25 protein-coding genes and 4 pseudogenes are annotated in these 22,751 nt (G+C 32.4%); 16 read left to right on the top strand and 13 right to left on the bottom strand.

Going from position 1 to position 22,751, the window contains the following annotated elements:
* Positions 1-78: 78 nt before the first annotated feature.
* Entirely contained in the window at positions 79-270 is a 192-nt protein-coding gene (locus tag AC3WTI_RS22585; RefSeq protein ID WP_492304463.1) for a hypothetical protein, read from the bottom strand.
* A 14-nt stretch (positions 271-284) separates the two neighbouring features.
* Complete coding sequence (locus tag AC3WTI_RS22580; protein ID WP_144488472.1) at positions 285-1,208, bottom strand: M28 family metallopeptidase; 924 nt, start codon at positions 1,206-1,208, stop codon at positions 285-287.
* 524 nt (positions 1,209-1,732) lie between these two features.
* Here AC3WTI_RS22580 and AC3WTI_RS22575 point away from each other — a divergent pair.
* Together AC3WTI_RS22575 and AC3WTI_RS22570 are read left to right on the top strand one after the other, a co-directional pair.
* Positions 1,733-2,690, top strand: a pseudogene (locus tag AC3WTI_RS22575) (S8 family peptidase).
* Between the two features lie 214 nt (positions 2,691-2,904).
* A complete protein-coding gene (locus tag AC3WTI_RS22570; RefSeq protein WP_492304462.1) occupies positions 2,905-4,191 on the top strand; it encodes an S-layer homology domain-containing protein in 1,287 nt (428 codons plus the stop codon).
* Positions 4,192-4,454: 263 nt separating this feature from the next.
* Here the strand turns inward: AC3WTI_RS22570 and AC3WTI_RS22565 are convergent, their stop codons facing one another.
* Both AC3WTI_RS22565 and AC3WTI_RS22560 read right to left on the bottom strand, forming a co-directional pair.
* Positions 4,455-4,883 (bottom strand): ImmA/IrrE family metallo-endopeptidase, encoded by a 429-nt coding sequence (locus AC3WTI_RS22565; protein WP_088059304.1) that lies wholly within the window; start codon positions 4,881-4,883, stop codon positions 4,455-4,457.
* 22 nt (positions 4,884-4,905) lie between these two features.
* Complete coding sequence (locus AC3WTI_RS22560) at positions 4,906-5,334, bottom strand: helix-turn-helix domain-containing protein (RefSeq protein ID WP_000580593.1); 429 nt, start codon at positions 5,332-5,334, stop codon at positions 4,906-4,908.
* Between the two features lie 137 nt (positions 5,335-5,471).
* Between AC3WTI_RS22560 and AC3WTI_RS22555 the strand changes: the two genes are divergently transcribed.
* From AC3WTI_RS22555 to AC3WTI_RS22510, 10 genes and pseudogenes are all read left to right on the top strand, one after another.
* Complete coding sequence (locus tag AC3WTI_RS22555) at positions 5,472-5,708, top strand: helix-turn-helix transcriptional regulator (RefSeq protein WP_098904055.1); 237 nt, start codon at positions 5,472-5,474, stop codon at positions 5,706-5,708.
* An 86-nt stretch (positions 5,709-5,794) separates the two neighbouring features.
* Positions 5,795-6,694: a DnaD domain-containing protein gene (locus tag AC3WTI_RS22550; RefSeq protein WP_144488474.1), complete on the top strand. Its 900-nt coding sequence runs from the start codon at positions 5,795-5,797 to the stop codon at positions 6,692-6,694.
* A gap of 102 nt (positions 6,695-6,796) precedes the next feature.
* Positions 6,797-7,183: a hypothetical protein gene (locus AC3WTI_RS22545; protein ID WP_098904057.1), complete on the top strand. Its 387-nt coding sequence runs from the start codon at positions 6,797-6,799 to the stop codon at positions 7,181-7,183.
* Positions 7,184-7,420: 237 nt separating this feature from the next.
* Entirely contained in the window at positions 7,421-8,389 is a 969-nt protein-coding gene (locus tag AC3WTI_RS22540; protein ID WP_142306597.1) for a lysozyme family protein, read from the top strand.
* 254 nt (positions 8,390-8,643) lie between these two features.
* A complete protein-coding gene (locus AC3WTI_RS22535; protein WP_144488475.1) occupies positions 8,644-9,465 on the top strand; it encodes a M23 family metallopeptidase in 822 nt (273 codons plus the stop codon).
* A gap of 66 nt (positions 9,466-9,531) precedes the next feature.
* The gene (locus tag AC3WTI_RS22530) at positions 9,532-10,527 is read left to right on the top strand and encodes a GH25 family lysozyme (RefSeq protein WP_098904069.1); all 996 of its coding nucleotides are present in this window, start codon (positions 9,532-9,534) and stop codon (positions 10,525-10,527) included.
* 504 nt (positions 10,528-11,031) lie between these two features.
* A complete protein-coding gene (locus AC3WTI_RS22525) occupies positions 11,032-11,403 on the top strand; it encodes a hypothetical protein (RefSeq protein ID WP_098904060.1) in 372 nt (123 codons plus the stop codon).
* A gap of 76 nt (positions 11,404-11,479) precedes the next feature.
* Entirely contained in the window at positions 11,480-11,716 is a 237-nt protein-coding gene (locus tag AC3WTI_RS22520) for a hemolysin XhlA family protein (RefSeq protein ID WP_000348715.1), read from the top strand.
* Complete coding sequence (locus AC3WTI_RS22515) at positions 11,716-11,955, top strand: holin (RefSeq protein WP_098904061.1); 240 nt, start codon at positions 11,716-11,718, stop codon at positions 11,953-11,955. Before AC3WTI_RS22520 ends, AC3WTI_RS22515 begins: the two co-directional genes overlap by 1 nt.
* Positions 11,956-11,987: 32 nt before the next feature.
* Positions 11,988-12,122, top strand: a pseudogene (locus tag AC3WTI_RS22510) (N-acetylmuramoyl-L-alanine amidase); the annotation flags it as partial.
* Between the two features lie 236 nt (positions 12,123-12,358).
* On the opposite strand, the gene AC3WTI_RS22505 reads toward AC3WTI_RS22510, so the two are convergent.
* The 6 genes and pseudogenes from AC3WTI_RS22505 to AC3WTI_RS22480 all read right to left on the bottom strand — a co-directional run bounded on the left by AC3WTI_RS22505 (position 12,359) and on the right by AC3WTI_RS22480 (position 18,013).
* On the bottom strand, positions 12,359-12,892 hold the full coding sequence (locus AC3WTI_RS22505) for a sunset domain-containing protein (RefSeq protein WP_492304461.1): 534 nt from the start codon (positions 12,890-12,892) through the stop codon (positions 12,359-12,361).
* A 1,134-nt stretch (positions 12,893-14,026) separates the two neighbouring features.
* Positions 14,027-14,218 (bottom strand): hypothetical protein, encoded by a 192-nt coding sequence (locus AC3WTI_RS22500; protein WP_306647851.1) that lies wholly within the window; start codon positions 14,216-14,218, stop codon positions 14,027-14,029.
* Positions 14,219-14,310: 92 nt separating this feature from the next.
* Positions 14,311-15,588 (bottom strand): YncE family protein, encoded by a 1,278-nt coding sequence (locus AC3WTI_RS22495; RefSeq protein ID WP_098904064.1) that lies wholly within the window; start codon positions 15,586-15,588, stop codon positions 14,311-14,313.
* Positions 15,589-16,266: 678 nt separating this feature from the next.
* Positions 16,267-16,566, bottom strand: coding sequence for a contact-dependent growth inhibition system immunity protein (locus AC3WTI_RS22490; RefSeq protein ID WP_098904065.1), 300 nt, complete (start codon positions 16,564-16,566; stop codon positions 16,267-16,269).
* 100 nt (positions 16,567-16,666) lie between these two features.
* Positions 16,667-17,155, bottom strand: coding sequence for a hypothetical protein (locus AC3WTI_RS22485; RefSeq protein ID WP_144488477.1), 489 nt, complete (start codon positions 17,153-17,155; stop codon positions 16,667-16,669).
* Between the two features lie 407 nt (positions 17,156-17,562).
* Positions 17,563-18,013, bottom strand: a pseudogene (locus AC3WTI_RS22480) (hypothetical protein).
* Positions 18,014-18,381: 368 nt separating this feature from the next.
* On the opposite strand from AC3WTI_RS22480, the pseudogene AC3WTI_RS22475 reads away from it, so the two are divergent.
* The 4 genes and pseudogenes from AC3WTI_RS22475 to AC3WTI_RS22460 all read left to right on the top strand — a co-directional run bounded on the left by AC3WTI_RS22475 (position 18,382) and on the right by AC3WTI_RS22460 (position 20,984).
* A pseudogene (locus AC3WTI_RS22475) lies at positions 18,382-18,578 on the top strand (helix-turn-helix transcriptional regulator).
* A 1-nt stretch (position 18,579) separates the two neighbouring features.
* Complete coding sequence (locus AC3WTI_RS22470; RefSeq protein WP_142306610.1) at positions 18,580-19,050, top strand: DUF6773 family protein; 471 nt, start codon at positions 18,580-18,582, stop codon at positions 19,048-19,050.
* A gap of 684 nt (positions 19,051-19,734) precedes the next feature.
* Positions 19,735-20,826, top strand: a complete 1,092-nt coding sequence (locus AC3WTI_RS22465) for a response regulator aspartate phosphatase (protein ID WP_098521819.1) — start codon at positions 19,735-19,737, stop codon at positions 20,824-20,826.
* Entirely contained in the window at positions 20,826-20,984 is a 159-nt protein-coding gene (locus AC3WTI_RS22460; RefSeq protein WP_098904157.1) for a Phr family secreted Rap phosphatase inhibitor, read from the top strand. Before AC3WTI_RS22465 ends, AC3WTI_RS22460 begins: the two co-directional genes overlap by 1 nt.
* A 105-nt stretch (positions 20,985-21,089) precedes the next feature.
* On the opposite strand, the gene AC3WTI_RS22455 is transcribed toward AC3WTI_RS22460, so the two are convergent.
* From AC3WTI_RS22455 to AC3WTI_RS22445, 3 genes are read right to left on the bottom strand one after another with little or no spacing between them, the layout of a single operon-like run.
* Positions 21,090-21,224: an IS3 family transposase gene (locus tag AC3WTI_RS22455; RefSeq protein ID WP_149282397.1), complete on the bottom strand. Its 135-nt coding sequence runs from the start codon at positions 21,222-21,224 to the stop codon at positions 21,090-21,092.
* 33 nt (positions 21,225-21,257) lie between these two features.
* Positions 21,258-21,929, bottom strand: coding sequence for an IS3 family transposase (locus AC3WTI_RS22450; RefSeq protein ID WP_304487561.1), 672 nt, complete (start codon positions 21,927-21,929; stop codon positions 21,258-21,260).
* A 35-nt stretch (positions 21,930-21,964) separates the two neighbouring features.
* On the bottom strand, positions 21,965-22,285 hold the full coding sequence (locus tag AC3WTI_RS22445; protein ID WP_001074671.1) for a helix-turn-helix domain-containing protein: 321 nt from the start codon (positions 22,283-22,285) through the stop codon (positions 21,965-21,967).
* Positions 22,286-22,751: the final 466 nt, after the last annotated feature.

Genomic DNA, 22,751 nt, shown 5'->3' with positions numbered 1-22,751 from the left:
TCTCCTTTTAGCTGATATCCTGTAAGTTTCATTCAATATTTCAAATAATGTTTGATTCGAAAAATATTGTAAAAATGTTTATTGTTTTTTATTCTTGATAAATTCTTCAGTCATTTTTTCAATTTTTTCTTGTTCTTTTCTGAATTCTTCAGATTCCTTTAATAATTTTTCATGCATACTCATAGTTCCACAATTACGACTGGTAGGGGGATTTTCTTTAGAATTGTCTGTTGAATTATGGAAACTTTCTTCATGGGTAAAGTTGGTCATGAAAATTCCCTCTTTCATTCTAAATTTGTAACTTGAGAAGCAATAAAAGCTATATTCATTCGTAAGATATCAAGAGCAAGTGGATAATGGATATGCTCAAGAGTATCGTTAGCGGTATGGTCATTAGGATTCAAAGAGTCTTCGCCCTCTATTGTTAAAACAGCAGGTATTCCCTTATTAAGAAAAGATACATGATCACTATCAAATGGATTAAGAGATACCTTAACATCAAGATTCGTATATAAAGATGCTGCATTTTTTAATCCATTAATGAGCTCTTCAGATAAAGGTGAACCTTCAATTAATACTGCTGGTGTCGAAGTGTTTAATCTTCCTATCATGTCCATATTAATAACTGCTCGAATGCGATTTTTATCTGGAGTAGTTAGGTTTTCAACATATTGTTTACTACCTAATAATCCTTGTTCTTCTCCTCCAAAAAGGATAAAGTGCAGATCATGTTGTACGGGAATGTCTTTGAATACACGAGCAATTTCCAAAACTCCTGCACTACCACTGCCATTATCATCGGCTCCAGGAGCATTAAATGAAGGCCCTCCACTATGGTTAACAGAATCAAGATGGGCAGTAATAATAATTAAGTGTTTCTCTTCATCACGATTTGTACCCATTTTATTTGCGATAACATTTTGGCTATCTTCATTATTTACACGTATTGTTTCGCTACTAGTTGTATATCCCATTTCATTTAATATCTCACGAGTCCACGTTGCGGCTTCTTCATAAAAAGAGCTAGTAGAAAACCTTGTTGGATATGAAACTAAATGTGTTAAATATGATTGGAACTGATTTTCGCTTATTTGATTAACTAGTGATTGTATAGAATTTACAAGTGTAGACTGATTATGAAAACTGCCGGAAATAAGTAATTCGTTTTCAGTATCATTAGTACCACCAGGGAAAATAGGTTCTCTCATTCTTATAATTTCACCACCTTAATTATATTTTTGCTTAGAAAGCAGTATTTCAAATATAACTTGTGAACGAACTCATACGTTTATACAAGCATTAACTGGTAAATTTACATTTATCATAGTTAATTATTTTTTAATATATATATGAAATTAAACGACATTTTTGGATGTAAATACCATTTGTAAGTATTGTTTAAATCTTAGATAATCCTCAAAAGTTTCAGGGTTAGAGAAATATAAATATCTTATTTTAAAAATGTATTAGACTAAAAAATGAATATTAGATTTTTATAATGTAAAGAACGAGATTTTGAAAAACTTCTTTAAATAAAATGAGTGGCTATAGATTGTTGTTCATGGGTTTTAAAGAAAAAAATTAATATTCTTCATGAAGTATATAAGGAGAAAATGAAGTTATATTTTCGATAAGTAAAAAATAAAGTTTTATGCTGCATTTTATATTAATCACATTCAAATCAAACAATAGCATCCGATGGTCTTTATTTAAATCTAATGAGGTGAAGTTAATGAGTCATAGAAATTCATCTGTGAATAGACAAAATGCAATATCTTTAATTCCTTTCAAAGTATTAGAAATGACTTCAAGTGTAGCTGAAATACCTAGTGGAGTAAAACTGATACATGCTCCTTCAGTATGGGAGAAAAGTGAGAAAGGAAAGGACATAGTTATTGCGGTTTTAGATAAAGGTTGCGCTACTGAACATATTGATTTAAAAGATCGTATTATTGGGGGATACAACTTTACAACGGATTATGAAAGTGATCCAAATAATTTTTTAGACAACCACGGGCATGGTACACATGTAGCTGGAATAATTGCAGATTCTGAGAACAATACGGGAGTTATTGGGGTAGCCCCATTGGCTAAATTACTAATTTTAAAAGTGTTTGATGGAAAGGGAAAATCATCAAATGAATGGATTACAGCTGGAATCATTCATGCAATAAACTGGAGAGGCTCTAAGGGAGAGAAGGTTAGAATTATTTCTATGTCCCTAAGTGGAAAAAAGATGCCTATTGCTTACATAAAGCGATAAAGTTAGCAGTAAATAATAACATACTTGTTGTATGCGCGGCTGGAAATGATGGGGACTGTAGAGAAGAAACAAATGAACTGAGATATCCAGGGGCATATCAAGAAGTAGTAGAGGTTGGTTCAGTAGATATAAATAAAAAAATTGCGTGTAATAGTAATTCTAATAATCATTTAGAGTTAGTGGCACCAGGTGAAGAGATTTGGTCAACTGATAAAGATGGCGGATATGCTAAATTGAGTGGTACTTCAATGGCAACCCCACATGTTGCATGAGCAGCTGCATTAATTATTAAACAAAGTGAAAAAGAATTTAAAAGAATATTATCAGAAAGTGAAATTTATGCCCAATTGATAAAATGAACTACTAACATTGGATCTTCTCCGTTTGGGTAGGAAATGGCATAATAGACTTATCAAGAGAGTGTTAAGTGAAATGTAACAGTGAAAATGTAGTAAAAACTCTTCTATAGGCAAGAAGAGTTTTTTAGTGAGTCTATAGCGTTCTGGGCGATTAGTATTTTTATTATTAATAACAATAAATAATTATATATAAATATAATGTATTTGTGTTATTATATTTATATTGGAAAATAAAGTATATTTTTGCTCGCAAAAATAATTAGGATAAGAAGGGGAAATAGCATGAAAATGAAAAAAATGATTTTAACAGGTGCAGTACTCGCAGCAACAACTTTAACATCTTTAACAAATGTACAGGCAGATACAACATTTAAAGATGTTCCTACTAATCATTGGTCATATAAAGCAATTATGGATCTAAAAGAGAAAAATATCGTAGCTGGTTATGGAAATGGCATTTTTGGTTTCGGCGATAGTATTACACGTGGTCAAGTTGCTAGATTGCTTTATGTATACTTGAAACCAGTAGATGTGGATGCTAAATTTCAAAATCCATTTACGGATATAAAAGGTTCTATGTTCGAAAAAGAAATCTTAGCAATCACAAAAGCAGGGATTATGAGTGGATATGGTGATGGAAAGTTCGGACCAAATGAGGTCTTAAATCGTGAACAATTAGCAGCTGTTCTAACACAAGCATTTCAATTAAAAACAACAACTGTCACTACTTTTAAAGATGTTGACAAGAATTATTGGGCTACGAAGGCAATCAGTGCAGTGCAGGAAAGTAAAATTGCTGCTGGTACAGGAAGTAACTTATTCGAGCCAAAAAGAGTTGTAACACGTGAGCAGTATGCACAGCTTCTATACAATGGAATTAAAAGTGTGAACAAACCAGAAACAAAGCCAGAGACAAAACCAGAGACAAAACCAGAGACAAAACCAGAAACAAAGCCAGAGACAAAACCAGAGACAAAACCAGAAACAAAACCAGAAACAAAACCAGGAGTAACGCCAATAGGTATTCCCAATGCGTTAGTGACAGAAGACTTTTTCTTTGATAGATATTCAATTGAAATTTCACCTGTAAGAGAGAAATCTATTTCTAAACAAGGTCAAAATCTTGTTACTGAAGTAAATAAGAAGTATAATGCGAATTTCAGATATAGATACGTAGCATCAGAAATTGATCTATATACTCCTAATTTGCCAAGAATGATTGATTCTCATGGTTCATTTTCGTTTGTTGGGAAGGATGAAGATAATTTCTATTTCGCGTTTGTCGTTGACAAATCAACTGTTGAGCTAGCGAAAAATTGGATGCATATGATAAGTCCGAATTTCACACTTGATAAGGAGATTGATAAATTAGTAAATCCAAATCCAGAATTAAAAAAAGAAATTGATAGTTTTGTAAAAAATAATAAGGATTATATCAATCGTTTTGAAAAAGATAATCATAGCGTAGAAATAGCTATAAGTCCTCTACATTCAATAAGCCCTGGAGAGTCTGTAGTTACTCTAAATCCAGATTACTCTATATTACACGTTTCTGTACAAGCAAAATAATATTTAAGTAATGTCTCGATTTTCGTACAGGGAAATATGGACAGTATTAGAGGTTAAAGATTTTTCGAAAAAGACCGACTGTTATTGAAGTGCACCCCAATTGTTAGACACATAATTAACAATTGGAGGTGCATTTTTATATTTGATTTAACTGTATAGATTTTTTTAACAATAGATACTATTTCATTTCTTTTGCTTTAACGATGGAGCATTCTCTTTTTCTCTTCAGCGTTTGAACTAATAATTAAAATGTCTTAATTCCTTTAGCAAGGCTTGTAAAATTCCAACAGTTCAACTGGAATATTATTTTTGTATGCTATACATGCTTTTGTATCACCAGGCTGAATGGTCTTTTTGTCAATTAACAAAAGCGCAGCAAACGTATTTGCTTCTATCTCTAATTTATCAACAGAAAAGAATGTATTCTTACGCAGAAAAGGTGTATTTGCATGAGTATGTAGAACCGCATGTCCTAATTCATGAGCACAAACAGTTCTCTGCATAGATGGAGACAAATGAGTATTAATAACAATGAAACGATTTCTTTTTTCATATTTATAAAAGCCATTTATTTCTTCATGTAAATCCCATGTTAGTACATGTATTTTTAAGTAATCTGCAAGCTCATAGGGGTTTGTCGTGTTGTATTTGGTACTAAGTTGTTGGACTAGATCTCTAATGACGAATTTCAATGTATTCCCTCCTAAGCTCGCATCAATTATCGTCTGGTTTACGATATTTCTTAGGCACGTATTTTTTATTGATTACTTTCGTTTGTTTTACAATATACTCCATTGCATCTAATAGTGATTCTACGGCTTCCTGACTCATAGGTTCCCCAGAGAACATTAAGCCGTCTTCGCCTTGTAGGTCTTTTTTTATTTCTTCCATTCTTTTTGCTATGTCTTTCTCATCTTTTGGCGTTAATTGCTTCTTAGTTTCGTCTGTAACAGCTCGCCCTAGTAAATAGTCAGCTGAAATTGAAAAGCAATCCGCTAATTTGGTTAGAACATCATGTGGAGGGAATCTTTCTTCTGATTCGTAGTAACCTATCATTCTTTGGGATACTCCAATTTTTTCAGCCAGTTGTTTTTGTGTTAAATTTTCTTTTTTTCGTAAGGATTTTATTCTAACTCCTATCACATTGTTCACCTCTCTAATTGAACTAATTGTTCTCTTTAGGTTTATCTTAGCACAAAAAGTTCCTTTTCGCATTGACAATGAACAATTAGTTCTTTAATCTGTATTTAGAACTAATTGTTCTTATGGGGGGTGGATTAATGGGCAACAAAATGTATGATTCGAAAAAGAATTTATATAAAGAACTAGCTAGCTATTGTGGGGTTACGGAGCGATATATTCGAATGATTGATCAAAAAGAAAGAATCCCTTCAATGAGAATTGCTAGAAAGATTGCACAGTTTTTTGAGATGGGTGTAGATGATATTTTTTTTAGTAATAAATCGAACTTAAAGTTCTTTTTAGCATCGTGTTGGTTTGAAAGGAATCAAAAGTAGGTTTCATCATAGGAAAGTTAGTAATAGTTAGTACAGAATATCGATTGTAGGTATTTGATCTTAATAACAATGGAGAGGTAAATATTATGGGGATATTTAGAGTTAAAAAGGATAATAATTATTCCGTTATTAATAATACGGGTTTAAAAGATAAAAGGCTTTCTTGGAAGGCGAAGGGGATATTAGCATACATACTTACACTTCCAGATGATTGGGTGTTTTATAGGGAAGAATTATCCCAGCACGCAAAAGATGGTATTAATAGCTTAAGAGCTGGAATGAAGGAATTAAAAGAGTATGGGTATATTAAAAGATTTCCGATTAAAGATGCAAAAAACAAAATTGTTAGATGGGAGACTATTATTTACGAAATCCCATTGGAAGATTTTCCACCAGTGGAAAACCCACCTGTTGATAATCCTGCTGCTGGGAACCTACCGGTGGAAAAACTTATGCTACTAAATACTGATATACAAAGTACTCAAGAACTAAATAAAGATATACCAAATACAAATTATCATCATGATAATCAAGATAAATCACTATCACAAAGATTAATGGATGAAGATTTTAAAATAGCTTATAGCTATTTGCTGAAAAACGGTATTCCGCTAAGTAAAACAGCTATCCCAGAGCTTGGTGGATTTTGCGGAGCATTGGGCATTGAATTGATTCTTGAAGCAGTAAATAGATCTATTGATGAAAACGTACCAAAGTGGAGGTATGTACGTGGAATTCTTAAAAATTGGGAAATCCAAGGGGTAAAAACACTAAATGATATTGCTAAATTAGATGTACAGTTTGATCTTAAAAAAAATAAAAAAGAAATTGGTTCGGGATATATCAAACGAATTGAAATGGTACCGGAATGGTTGCATCAACAAGAAGGTGAAAGCCCTAGGGAACAACCCAAAAAAAATACTCAATCAACTATAGATGAAGAGCGTGAGAGATTAAAGGATTTATTAAAAAAATATAAATCATAAGAAATATTTATAAATTTTTATAATTTGGTAATGAAGGTTATCTTAACTTTGGAGATTACAATAAACACAGGATTTAAATAAAGAAAAGTAGGGGATTATGATATGTTTGACTGGCTGAAGGATTATCAGAAACTAGAAGAAGAAATTGCATATTTAGAATATAATTTAGATAAATCAAAAGTAGAGTTAAAGCGCTGGACTAGTGGGGACTTGCAAAATATACGATTAACTGCTGAATCGGAAGGGGCTAAAGTAGAAGGTCGGATTGAAGCTATTGAATATGAATTAGGACATAAGATGAATGAAATGTTCAATTTAAAGGTTTTAATTAATAGGTTTGCAGGATTAGATCATCAAATACTCAAAATGAAGTATGTTGATGGAATGACTTTAGAACAAATAGCGTTTGACTTGCATTATAGTACAGGCTATATCCGAAGAAAACATGCTGAAATAAGAAAGATTGTCAAGTTTTTAGAGGGGTTTTAATGTTACCTTTTTGTAGGCTACATGCAGTGTACAGAAAGTATTGAAAAAGTGATTTATAGTAGTAATATAAGATTTCGACGAAAGAGCAACTATTTTATGGTTGCTCTTTTTGTTGTGAAAGAAGGTGAGCAACATGAAGTAATTTTATAGATTAACAGGTATTTGACTGATAGTCATATTTCGTAAAGTAATAGTATTTTAGACAAAAATAATAGGGAAATAAGGAGATGTTTAATAATGAGTATATTAGCTGCTTCAGCTAAAACAAAGAATCTGCCACAACAAGTGTTACGTTGGCAATCGATGGTAGAAAGTGAATGTTCTGCACAAGGTGTTTCTGAGTTGGTTCCTTACGTACTTGGAATTATTATGGTGGAAAGTGGAGGGAACTCTGAAACAACACCTGATATTATGCAGTCAAGTGAATCACAAGGCTGGTCAATGAATACAATTAAAAATCCTAAAGATTCAATTTATTATGGAGTAAAGCATTTAAAAGGAGCTTTTGATGATGCGAAAAAAAATGGTATTACAGATTTAAGTGCCATTGTTCAATCATATAATTTTGGACGAGCTTACCTTCGCTGGTTAGCTTCTAACAATAAACAACATTCATTACCGGTAGCGGATCTGTACTCTAAAACGGTTGTTGCGCCATCACTTGGAAATACAACAGGTGCCATGGTTCGATATAGTAACCCGATTGCTGTGGCCTACAATGGTGGTTACCGATATAAAAATGGAGGGAATTTCTTCTACGCTGAAATTGTTAAACAATATGTAGATTTTAATGCAGGTGGTGTTCCGCAACCAGAGGGGATTGGGATGGCAAGATCAATATACTGGGAAGGATACGGCATTAATTACTACGATGGACCACACGGTAAATATATTGCGGACTTTACGACAGCAGCAGAAGTATTATACTGGGATGCGTACTGGGGAGAAGATAATGATGTTTGGTTAGATTTAGGTAGAAGCCGATGGGTAAAAGCAGAGCATTATTATTGGAGACCTTTTAAAGCAATATCAAAATTCCCAGAAGGATATGAAGTAAGCTATTGTGATGGAATTGACGGCGCATACAAAGGCAGTATTAATTCAAAAGAACCTCTCACAGTATTCTTCCGTAAAGAAGGCTGGATTGATATTGGTGGGAATCGTTGGACACCAGAGAAACACTTTGACATTGTAGATATTCGATAAAAAACAGCTCTGTAAAGAGTTGTTTTTTATCTTTAAACGGTGTTTTAGGCAAGAAGAGTTAGTTATATAGAATAATAGCTTTCAATATCTTTGGCTAATTTCAGTGACATTTAACTTATGGTTACAAGATGGATATTTTAATAGTAGATAACAATAGGGAAATGCTCTGTCTTGTTCATTTTTAGGTTGGAAAACCTACAATATATTTAAAAATAATAAATATAAACAATATAGAAATAGAAAGGAAGATTTATATGGCAACATTTATTTATCCAACAGATACAAAGAGAGTAACAAGTGGTTTTAGGGGTGACAGACCAGATCATCATGGGATAGACCTTGCCGAAGCAGGCTATCATCCGATTTATGCAGCGGCTAGTGGGAAAGTTAGTCGTTCGTATCTTTCATCTAGTTACGGTGAATGTATTATGATTGTTCATAATATTAATGGAGTTACATGGGAAACTGTATACGCTCATATGCGAAGTGGTTCTCGTACAGTTAAAGAAGGCGATACTGTTACACAAGGACAAACAATCGGGGTTATGGGAGAAACGGGACAGGCTTATGGTCAGCATTTACATTTTGAAATGCATAAAGGCAGCTGGAATATTAATAAGAGTAATGCTGTGAACCCATTAGACTACTTGGGAAAAGATGGCGTTGTTGGTACACTGCAACCAGAAGGAATTGGGTTCGCAAAATCAATATACTGGGAAGGATATGGTATTAACTATTACGATGGACCGCACGGTAAATATATTGCGGACTTTACGACAGCAGCAGAAGTATTATACTGGGATGCGTACTGGGGAGAAGATAATGATGTTTGGTTAGATTTAGGTAGAAGCCGATGGGTAAAAGCAGAGCATTATTATTGGAGACCCTTCAAAGCAATATCAAAATTCCCAGAAGGATATGAAGTAAGCTATTGTGATGGAATTGATGGCGCATACAAAGGCAGTATTAATTCAAAGGAACCTCTCACAGTATTCTTCCGTAAAGAAGGCTGGATTGATATTGGTGGGAATCGTTGGACACCAGAGAAACACTTTGACATTGTAGATATTCGATAAAAACAAATCTGTTAGGAGTTGTTTTTTTATTCTTAAATTTTTATAGGGGAAAGAAGGAAAATGGAAATGAAGAAAATTGCAGATTTATCTCATCACAATAATTCAATAAATTGGGCTGCAGCTAGTAAGGAGCTAGACCTTGCTATTATACGTGTACAATATGGATCAAGGACAATTGATAAACGTTATAAAGAGTATGTGCAAGGTTGTAAAGACTATGGTGTTCCATTTGGACACTATGCTTATGGATGTTATGTAAGTGTTCAGGATGCTATTGTAGAAGCAAATGATTTTATGGCGCGCGCTGATAAAGAGGCAAAATTTTTAGTATTAGATGTAGAAGATGATACTTTAGCAAGTTGTGGAGCGGCTAACTTAGCAAAAGCTTCGCAGGCATTTATTGATACGTGCCGTGCAGCAGGCTGGAAAGTGGGGCTATATGTATCACATCACATGTATACAAGCTATGGACTAAATACTGTGAATGCGGATTTCCTTTGGATTCCACGTTATGGAAATAAACCAGCATATAGTTGTGATTTATGGCAGTATACAGAAACTGGTAGTCTTGCAGGCGTAACTGGTAATGTAGATTTAAATTATTTAAACGGTGAAAAATCTCTTGAATGGTTTACAGGTAAGGGTGGCGTTGTTGGTACACCGCAACCAGAAGGAATTGGGATGGCAAGATCAATATACTGGGAAGGCTATGGCATTAACTATCATGATAGACCACACGGTAAATATCTGGGGGACTTTACAACAACAGCAGAAGTATTATACTGGGATGCGTACTGGGGAGAAGATAATGATGTTTGGTTAGATTTAGGTAGAAGCCGATGGGTAAAAGCAGAGCATTATTATTGGAGACCCTTCAAAGCAATATCAAAATTTCCAGAAGGATATGAAGTAAGTTATTGTGATGGAATTAACGGCGCATACAAAGGCAGTATTAACTCAAAAGAACCTCTCACAGTATTCTTCCGTAAAGAAGGCTGGATTGATATTGGTGGAAATCGTTGGGCACCAGAGAAACATTTTGACATTGTAGATATTCGATAAAAGGTTAAGGTCCACTCATATGAGTGGCTATTTGTTTTGGAATCTGGATATGACCAGGAATAAAAAATGGTACTATTGTCTTGAACTATGTTGTTTTCATGCCTCGATTCAAGAATGAAAGGATTAGATCAGAAATCAGTTTGTTTACAGACCGCATAAATGCTGAGACTATTCTTTATAAAGATATTAGAAAACACGTATTTAAGTGAACAAAGAGAAAATCATTGGAGATTTTAGAGTAGGAATTTATATCTGGCTTTGCCAAAGGTGTATGGTTTAAGTGGAAAATTAATAATTATAGACAGGGCGTATAAAAACTATGGAGTGATACAGGTTAGGATCTTCGTATTCCGGATGTAGAATCAGTAAAGAAATCATTGATTTAGTTAATAAAGATATTGCATCCATAAAAAATAAGAATTAACAAAAATAACAACTGAAAAGAAAACTTAAACGGAGCAGCTATAAGCTGCTCTATTTTTGTTTTTAGGGGGAGAGAACAAGATGACAAATCCTATCCAAAATAAACATCCAGAGGACAATCAATTACAGAGCCAAATTATCAATCAAATCATTCCAATCTTAGAGAAGTTAGTTATGCAATTTATTCAAAATCCAGCTCCGAATGAGGATATGATACCAGGTAATGATAATAAGTTTATGGAAATTGATGATGTTGTAGATAATTTAGTGAATGCTGGGATTATTACCGCTAGCACTTTTAATGTTAACGTGGAGCTATTTAGAGGTAGTCCAATTACGGTTTCCATTGTTAAAGCAGATGATCCAGCAGTAGAAGTTCCTGCACAAGTTGATGTTGGGGATTCTAGCGAGGAATATATAGAAGAGACAGATAAAAAAGAAGGAACTAAATAATGAAGTGTAAAGCCAAACATATGTAATGTAGGCTTTTTTATTTTAAATCAAATAAGAAGTGGGAAAGAGGTGCAATATGGATGGTATACAAGAGGTGAAAGGCGATGTTCAGGAAATAAGGCAAGATATTAAGGATATACGATTAGAGATTAGAAGTTTAGAAATGCGGACAACAGGTAATGAAAAAGACATTATTAATATCAATAAGCAATTAGATAAGATTAGCGCTAATACAACATGGATCTTACGTCTTATTATTGGTGGTCTAATTGGAGCAGCTTTGACCTTTCTCTTGAAGGGTGGCGGTATGTAATGATTGAAATTGCGTCAATGATTGGGGTTGTTATAGGGTTATCACAAATTGCAAAAACAAATGGATTGCAAACGAAATATATCCCGATATTTAATTTGACGCTTGGCATTATGCTAGGTGTTTTATTTTTGTCACAAGATATCAAAATGAATATATTTCAAGGAATGATTATCGGATTGTCAGCAAGTGGATTGTTTGACCATACGAAAATTATGAAAAAGGATGACAATAGGAAATGAAAAAGAAATAGAAACATATTTTATCCATAGTTGTTGCTGGTTTTTTAGATGCAGGATTTAGGATTGATGCGAAAGTAACTGTCAATAGATTGTCACAATATAAAGTACACAATAGAAAAGGGAAAACATACTATGTAACAGCAAATGAAGCCTATGTGTATGTGAAGTGCAAAAGAGCCGTTTCCTTTAGTGGAGGGCTCTTTTTATTATGCATCTATATTGGTACTTTCCGTGGTCGTTCCAATCTCACTGTAGCATTATGTGTGTATCTACATGTTGTTTTGAATATGCCTTCAAATCTAGACTCGAATATTTTATGTCGAATTAAATCCATACCTTATTTTAGAATTAGAGGTGTCGAGGGGAAAACAAAAACCGACTCATAAGGAGCCGGTTTTTTAATTTATTTTTTTGATGCTCTATAACCAGCAGATTTTGCGTCGGCTTCTGAACAAAATATTTCTTCAGCTTTTGTTTTATCATAGAACTGTTGACCAGGCATATGATAAATTTTCTCGCCCCTACTATTTTTATTGCCTTTGATAGTACAAGTACCATTTTGTTCTGTTACTTGATTTGTTTTGGGTTGAGTAGCAGCTTCTTGTTTCTTTTGTTGCTCTTGTTGTTTCTTCAATTCTTGTTGTTTTTGCTGTTCATCACGTTGTTTCTGAAGTTCCTGTTGTCGTTTTTGTTCAGCTTCTTGTTTTTTGAGCTCTTCTTGTTGCTCTTGTTGTTTTTTCTCGTCTTCCTTTGATTCCTCAGATTTCTTTGTTTCTTCTTGTTTAATAGTAGTAGCGGCTTTGTGGGATTTATCGTTATCCGAGTCTTTAGCGCAAGAGCCAATTAAAATAATTAATAAAATAATAATACCTAGGCACCCAAAACATCCGCACCCTCTGCGCTTTTTTTCTTCTTTTTCATTAATTGCTTTTGCCATCCTAATCCCCCTTAAGTATTTTAAATTTCAATATACAGTATAACAGATGTTATGAAGGTATTTTGCAAGAATAATTGATTTTCGATTTGTTATAAGAAAAGAGCCAATCCTTGTATAGTAATAGCTCTTTAATATGTATGCTTCATTATGCTAATAAGAGCATCTACATCGATGAGCTCAATATTTATATTCATTGTATAATACGCGCGTTGAAGGGGACTCGGATTTCGTATTGTCTTTTGTAAGTATAGTATCCTACAGGAGAAATCTTGCTTAGGATAGTAAAAAGATGGCAAATGCAAAGCTCGGTTTTTGTTTATCGACTCTTACTGTATCAGAAGTAGTGATAGATCAATTTGAATTAGAGAAACTGCAATCTATTCCAGGAAGATATATATAAAGGAAAAATCCGAGTGGTTTAGTAACTGAGGTTGTCAGTAATTTAAACATGCAGGGTATACTGGATAAAGATATTGGTATTATATATGATTTTATCCCCTCGTATGTTGGGAAAAAGAAAATACAATAGAAACAAGCGGTTATCTGGAAAGGGCCTACTGATATGAGAGAAATCAAAAGGGGTGAAGCAAATGCCTGAAATACTTGATGTGAAAGCCATGTTGTATGATGAGTATGTAAAGAATATAAGAAGTTAGTTTACAAGTTTGTATGGAGAAAGTACGGAGCAGTTTTGGAATCGATAAAAAGTACTACGGGTTTAGATATAGAGGATTTAATTTAAAGTGGTATGTGATTTGAATGATGAAAAGTCCTAGCACAAAGTATTAGGACTCAAGGAAATAAAGTTTTTGCAATTGTCGATTTCATATTAATAACTGACAGGAACTTTAATAGTATAAATGATTATTTATTATAAGCATATTTAAAAGAAGCAAGACAGTTTATTTACCGTTACGTTCATAGGAATCCTGAGTGGTTCAATGTAAATGGTGATGTGAATGAATACAATAATAAGCAGTCAAGGCCGGACGCAGATGATGCATGGCATGAAAATGTAATCAAAAATGAATATCCAGAGCAATATAAAGATTTTGAAGGTTGGAGCAAATAAAAGTAGCGAATTAGCTGCTTTTTTATTTTGAACAGAAAAAAAGAACCTGCAGTGGCTCCTTTTCACAATGCTACCTTATACTTATTAATTTTCCGCTTAATATCCATAAAAGCTAATAGTGCTGCAATAGCACAAAGACCTTTAAACCAAAGAAATTCAGAAGAAAATAGTCCGCCAAAGAAAGCGACCGAGTTATGAATTTTATTTTTTGGTTTCAGATATGACTTAATATCCTTTTTTTTCATATACACCATAAAGGCTCTCCCTCTGAAAGAGAAGGAGGGCTTTTTTTTAGGTGCCACAGAACGACATAGTTCCATCAAATCTTTCAAGGTTCCACCTTATTCTATGGGAGGACCGCAATCCCACCATTCACATCATCTAATTTGATTGAATCAACGACTATATTCGTTAGGCCATTAACCACTGAAACAGTTGAATCTGCAAAATTTGTAACATATACGCGATTTGTTAATGGATTTACTGCAACTCCAAGTGGTTGCTTCCCAACCTGAATTGTGACCATCACAATGTTTTTATCCCCATCTATAACTGATACAGTACCATCACCAAGGTTTGTAACATAGAGTCGAGATGTAAAAGGATGAGATAGATTAATTGTAATTTTTTGAGGAGAGGCTCCTACCTTGACCTCTTCAATTACTTTATGTGTAAAACCATCCACTACTAGCACGCTATTTACTGCATTATTTACAATATAAATCAGATTGTTAATAGTGTTCACCGCTAAACCAGTTGGAGAATTTAAACCCAAAATAACACCAAAAACGATATTAAGTTCCCCGTCAATAACAAAAACATTATCATCCCCGTTATTTACAACATATATCCTATTCGTAATAGGATTAACGGCAATTTCGGAAGGATCTTTCCCTACTTGTATGGTATCAATCACTTGATTTAAAACTCCGTCAATCACCGAAACAGTATTTACTCCTAAATTAGCCACGTATATTTTATTTGTGACAGTATTAACTGCAATTGCTCCAGGATTAACCACTGGAATCACAGTGATAAGTGCATTGGTGAGAATGTCAATTATTGAAACTGTATCTCCGAAGCGATTTGTGACATATATGCGATTCGTAACTGGATTCACCGCAATGTCAAATGGGGTAATCCCACTCAAGACTTTTGTAATAATAAGATCTGTATTGCCATCAATCACCGAAATTGGTTCACTAGCGCCATTGAGAGGGGGAATGAGAGCCCCATTTGTAACATAAATTCTGTTCTTAGGAGGTGGGGCCTGGCATTCTATTATTGCTTTTTTGGATATAGAAGCAAAACCTTCTTTAACTTTAGTTGAAGCAGTTATTGATATTTCACTGGATTGTACACCAGATTTTATATCGACAACAGAGGAGAAGTTTCCCTTTTTATCAGTTTTTGCTGAGGGGATCGGATTAATTTCTGGAGAAGCGCTTTCGAACTCCACAGTAGCATCTGTAATAGGTTCTCCTCCACAAGTAACTGTTCCAGATAACTGAATAAAGCAATTTTTAGCAGGAGAAGCATCGAGAGTAATCTCTGGTATGCAGGGAGACGGTGATGTGGGTTGTTTTTGAGGCGGTTTAGGAGGCTTTTTCTTAGGGACAGGCAAATAGCAAAACTCCTTTCAGAAAATAGATTCATTATATTAAATGCAACAAACAAAACTAGTGATAGTGTGTTTGTACTTAGTATTAATATTAAATAGAGTAGTGATTATTGATTTTTGAAGAATAGACTTTGCAGTGTTGATTCCTTTCGTTAAGAGAATTAGATTTATCCTATTCACCTACGTATGCAGTTTCTTATTCATTCCATTATATCAGTGGTTAAAAGCAATCATTATCTTTATTTCCTTTACTCCATATGTATAAAATCTCACATAAAATAATGGCCAGCTTATAGGTTAATAATTAACACAAGGCCAACTTATGGGTAAAGCTCCTCAAAAATATATGGGTTAGAAAGCTGATGCCGATTTCCCTTTTAAAATACATCGTAAGATATATTTTACGATGTATTTTGTTGTATGTTGGAGAGTATAGGAATATTAAATAATTGTCCTGCTTTTGAGATACCTTGAGGGGATTTTTCTCGTAATGTGGAAGAAAAACAGTTTTGGGAGGTGCTGAATTATATACTATATTCATTGGCAAGGGAGAGAAAAGAAGTAAAAAATCATGAATGAAAAGGAGGGGGATATATTATGTTACGACAAATAAATCTTTTGTATATGTGAAGTAGAAAAAGTAAAAGATCACCTGTAAAGGGCGGTTGAAAATCGGTCTTACTATTTATTTTTTAATGCTCTTTTTAAGAGTTCAATTATTTGTTCTAGCCATTTTATAGGAGTAAGGTTTAAAGTAGGAAAATAAATTTCGGTATTATATATGATGAATTCTTCTTTTTCATGAACAGATAAACCACTTTGTAGGAATGCTGTAATGTCTTCAATAGTATTCTCTAAACATATATTAGTAACTTCATTGATAAATTCGTTTATAGCGAATTCGAGTGATTCAATATCTTGATGGAAAGTTCCTGCTAAAAAATCACTTAATTCTTCATATTGTATGTATTTATCTTGCATGTAAACTCTCCTTTATCTTTCTGGATATCCTGTACTTATAAAACTACCATTTTATGAGAATCTATTTCCAAATGATCTATTTCCATCAATTTAATATTTTTCAAGTTTCCCAAAAACTAAAGTATTTACTAAAGTCTTTATAAGGAGATAAAAAGCTTTTTAATTCTTGACTAATATCTTCTAGATTCCCATATATATTATCTGCGGCTAAATTAATATCCTCATTAAAATTATATAGCTGTTCATCTACATAACTAAATCCCTCACAGCAATTATTATGTATCAAATTAAATATAAATGGTTTTATTTTCAATACATTTTCTTCATTTAGAATAAATTTATCCCATAAAAGTCCCAGTATTATTTTTACGGGTAATTTTCTATCATACGTTCCTTTTACATTTTTTAATTTAGGTACGATGTCAATCAACTTATCATTACTAGATAGAGAAACTTCTATAATTTCAATAGAAGGGCTATCTAATGCTTCAATTGTCTGATCAGCCCAATCAATTATTTCAGTTTTTGAAAATAAACCAATTTGTAACCCTATACTCAGAACCTCAGCTATTATTTTTATATTAGACATATATATAACTCCTTAGATTTTCTGATAATTATACCTCTCAGTAACCTAAATTTCAAAAGGTTGTTGCTAGCATGCAGTAACTACAGGGATTTTTAAACCTAGGATACCTCCACATTGTTATCAAGCCACAAAACAAAATCTCCCCTAAAACGAAAAAAAGATGAATTAAAAAAGGTTCATTTCTATTTCTTTTTTAGATTCTATTTCTTAGTAAAAGAACTTAGTAGATGAAAAGGGTAGATTGCACAATTAATTTGGGGATCAATACAAGTAACTTTGAACAATATTAAGTTCACCATTTTTAGGGTGGCCCTTTTTCTATAACGGTAAGTTCAAATTATGTTTCTATTAAATAAAAAATACATCCTTATAGGGATGTATTTTTTATTTAATGATAATGTTATAAATTATTCTACATGAACCGATATGCTTTTAGATAATACTTGCATTGAGAAAGGAACTCTAGCTTCAAAAGCTATAGTGTTTGTTGAATTTGGTGTATTTGAGAAGATGTACGAATCTTTGATACGTAATCTAAATGTTTTTTCAGATCCGAATGGACCAGTATAAGAACTGACTTCGTCTAAAGAACTTCCTGCATATCTAATACTATTAATAGTTAAAGCTTCTGAATATGAATCTGGTGTACCTACTTCACTAACTTTAACATAAAGGTAATCGCCCTTAAGAACAGGAATAGATAAGTAAGAACTTGCACTATACATTTTGTTATTATCGCCCACAGCACTAATGCTAACACTTCGTAGTGGAGAAGAATCCGCCTTTGAAATAGTTGGTAAAAATGCTAGTGTAAGTAAGTGCAAAACACATAGCTAACATGCCCATAAATTTTTTCATATTAACAACCCCTTAGGTATTTATTTAACATCCTGTATTTTACAGGTTAAAAATGTAAATTTATATATTGTTATATAAAGAATAATTATGTAATTATGCATATTTAATATAAAGTACACCAAAACTCAGATACATAAATCCCTTGCTGTTACATTGGGGATGCGAAAATAACTACAAGAAAAAGGCGTCTACAGAAAAAATTTCTATTCTTATATTTGTAGGATAGTTTTAGATAAAAAAACAAAGAGTTCAGTAATATATATATGTCTTTATGTAAAATATATATTGCATTTATTTTCTTTGTAATTTAATATATAGAATATAAGATGTTGTGGTATGAAATTAACTTTACAAATGAAGTTTATTTAATGTTTGTAAGTAAAGAGAAAATGGGAAGAGTTAAAAAAGTCTAACTCAACAGGAGTTGGCCGGTGTTGTAAACGTTACGCGACGAACCAGTAGTCTTATTGAAAGCAATAAGTGTAACCCTTCTTTAAAGCTTTGTATGCATATAGCTAAAACAATAGATAAGAATTTAGATAAATTATTTTGGGAGGAATTCTAAAATGGAAAAACTAAAAAAATGGTTTTCACTCAGTACACACTCAGATGAAAGAATTCAACAAATCGAAATGAAAATTTGGGCGCAATCTGGAATTATTGTCCTACTTTTAGCTTTTATAGATGTTGTAATAAGGGGAGCATATCTACACCGCCCATTCCTAGAATGGATTGCTTCATTAGCCATTATAATTTGTTATATGATTTTCTTCTTTATTAAATCTATTCTAACTGGAGTTTATGAAACAGATATTAATAATAAAGAGCAATTAAAAGAAAAATTAAAAGAAAAAATGAGTAATACCTTTATTTTTTGTTTTGTCGCAATAGGTGCTACTACATACAAATATTACTTCCCTGAAGATTTCGGTGGATGGTTAGTAGCAATAGCAAAATTCATTATACTTTTCGTTTTCCTATTTGGTATTCAATATCTTATTACAGTCATAGCGTGGAAGAGATCCAATAAAATTTAATAAATATAGACAAAAAAGCTTATCCTTTAGCACTTAATGATAAGCTTTTTTATTATTTTTTTATCGTTTTTTTGTTTTTGTGATAGTTCCTTCTCTTAGGTTGATAACGATGTGGTGGTACTCCATTGCTATTGATTTAAAAGAATGACGTCCACTTTTTATAAAGAGGTTTTGTTTAAAAATAAATTTTTTCAGATATTTTCCTTGTGGGAGCAGCGGTTCTAACAACAATCAGTTATAGGGGGAGTGACATATATCCATCAAGCTAAAATTTTGAAATACCCACAAAAAGAAAATTTTTATCTCTCTACACCAATTTATGAGAATTCATTTTTTTCGTTTTCAGGATAATGAATTTCTTAACTTGATGCAATGACCTCACATTAATGTATATGGATAGTTCCTTTTAATTTTTATATTAATCTTAATAAATATAAAATTGAAGCATAGGTTTATGATAAACGTATGTAATATCCGTCATCCTGTTCATAAATGTGCCCTGAATTTAATAGTATTTCTTTTGCTAAAACCATACTAAATAAGGGGCAGAATAAAATTAAAAGTAAAATAAACAGAATATTTAAAAATATATATATCAACTTATTTAAAGGTTAATCTAATGTAATACCATGATACCATGGTTTTACATTAGATATAGATAATTTTGGAAAAGGGGAAGATTCTATGAATGTTCAATTAGAAAATGAACAAATAACAAAATTATTAAACGACTGGTATCAATCCATGTTAAAACAACAATTAGTTAAAGCAAAACAATTAAAAGAGTATATAGACAATGAAATTAACAATGTCAAAGAAAATCAAAACATACTCTTATATTATTCTTTATTAGATTTTAGATACAAAGCATTAACAGATTGGATAAGTATTAACAAAAGCAGTTTTGATGAAATGGATAATTTCACAACTCCAGCAGATGACTTCCTGGCTTATTATTATCACTTCTTTAAAGCATTCCATTGTACTTTAACATCCAATTACACTGAAGCAAGTGAACACTATGAAAAAGCAAAAGAACTATTAATACACATTCCTGATCCAATAGAACATGCTGAATTTAATTATCGAATGGGATATTTTTATTATCAAATCTATAAACAAATAATAGCTCTTGATTATATAAAATTAGCTAGAGAAGAATTTTTAAAACATGAAGATTATGAAATAAATGTAGCACTTTGTGACAATTTTATAGGTCTGTGCTGTATTGATTTAAAACATTTCGAATTAGCTGAGGAGTCATTTAATAAGGCACTAGACACTTTCCAAAAAAATAACCATAAAAATTCTATCCTTATGGTAAGACATAATTTAGCTTGGTTATATTCAAAACAAAATTTATCTAAACTCGCGATTCGTCATGTATCTGAAGTAACAAAGAACAATCCAAACCATTTCAAAGCATTTTTCGTAGAAGCATATGAATACTATAAGATAAATGACCATAATTACAGCGATCAACTAATTCAAAAAGGATTAAAACTTAGTAACGATTTTAACAATCAAGAATTCCAACATCGCTTTAAAATTTTAAAAGCCCTCAACAACAACGTCCCTACATTAACTTTAGAAATATCGATTTCAGAAGGAATTTCTTATTTCAAACAAGAAAAACTATGGGAATGCGTAAAAGAATATGCTGATATCTTAGCTCTAAAGTTTTATGAAGAAAATAACCATAACAAAGCAAGTCAATATTTTTACATGAGCAATACAGCTCAAAAAAATGAATTAGAAAAAGGAGCGTTAAAATAATGAAAAAAATCTATCTAACTATACTTGGAATATCTTTAATTAGTATCTTATCGTTAGGGGTAAACGACTCTTTTAAAAATCAAGCTGTAAATATAGGAGACGGTGGAGGTGCACCAGCAAGACCAGATTATTTATTACAAACACACGCTGACTTATAAGAAAAAAACACCTTCATTCTGAAGGTGTTAGATCAAACTAATTTTTTACTTAAAAAGCCCTGAAATATTGGTCTTATCCCTGTCAAGTAGACAGTATTAAAAAGACTAAGCAGCCATCGAGATTCGATATTCTATCGGAGCTCGATGGTTGAGTCGTTTTTGGAAACGTTTATAGTTATAAAAGTAAATATATTCTTCAATTGCTTGTATTAAATCCGCTTCTGTTTTAAAATGATTCAAATACAACATCTCCGATTTAAAATGGGAGAAAAATTACTCGATACAGGCATTATCATGGCAGTTTCCTTTGCGAGAGTGGCTGCCAATGATACCTAAATCTAAAAGTCGTTTGTTGTAGGCATGAGATGTGTACTGGAACCCCTGATCTGAATGGAGAATGGTTCCACGCACATCTCTTTTTTGTGCCAACATTTCAATTGTATGTAATACAAGCTCATTATCATTACGCTTGGATATTTTCCAAGAAACAACTTCGTTATTATAAATATCTTGTACAACAGAAAGATAGCAGAAGCCCTCTTGAAATCTTAGGTAGGTAATGTCTGTAACAAGTGCTTCATTTTGTTGGCGATCTTTGAATTCACGGTTTAAAACATTTGGAAAAGTATTAGAATAATTCCCTTTAAAGAAGCGACGCTTCTTCCGAATAATAGACTGAATGTTAAGCTCACTCATTAATCCATATACCTTTTTGTGATTTATAAAATAACCCTCTTCTTCTAAAGCAATTTTCATACGTGGATAACCATATTCTTTGTGCTTTACGTGAATAGATTGAATTACCTTTTTTAATCGTTTATCGGATTCTAGTCGTATGTTGTTCATACTTTTTGTATGAACCCACTTATAGTAACTTGAGCGATGTACACCCGCAAAATTAGTAAGCCATATAACGGGATATTTTCTCTTTAGTAATTCAATGATATGATATCGTTCTTTATATTTTAGTACGCCCCCATTTACAGATTTGGATACTGCTTTTTTAAATATTCAACCTGAGCCTTATAATAATCACGCTCTTCTTCAACAGTTTTAAAATGAATCCGTTTACCTTTTAAAGGGTTAGGTATACCTTTCATTTTATTATTTTCCCCACGAGTATCTGTAATTTCACCACATTCTTTATATTTTTTCACCCAATTTTTAAGTTGTGTAGAGCTTCTAATCTGATATTTCTCCGCTATCATATCGTAGCTTCCTTCACCGTTTAAATAACTTTGAACAGCTGATAACTTTATCTCATTTGAGTATGTATTAAATGTTGTACCTTTTTTGGCCATGAAAAATCCCCTCCAAGTAATAGTGTAACATCCATGTGTATACATGGTCTTTTTCACACTGTCTACCTAAAGGGGATAATATCATATTGCACCTAACCCTCATGAATAATAAGCCTGATATCTTATAGGTAAATGAACTAAAATTAGAATCTCTTTTGTGAATCTATTGATGCAAAAGAGATTCTTTTATCTTTTTAAACAAGTATTTCTGTTAAATATGAAAATATTAAGTATATTCTGTTGAAAAAAAGTAGATTTGAAGTAAGTTAAACTTTCATATGATATGCTTATTCTATACTAACTAATTTTCAGGTGAGGAGTTGATCGGTTATTACTAGTATAGAGAATATATATAATGTTTCTGTATTCTTAATGCTTTTATCTACTTTTTGTTTTTATCTGTATTTACGAAAAATAAAAAGAGAAAGAAAGCTCACTGGTTTCGAATTTACAATGTATATCATAA

This window comes from Bacillus sp. EB106-02-03-XG38 (genome assembly GCF_058792175.1).
Note: the sequence above shows the minus strand (reverse complement) of the source record. Positions and strands in the feature narration are given on the sequence as shown.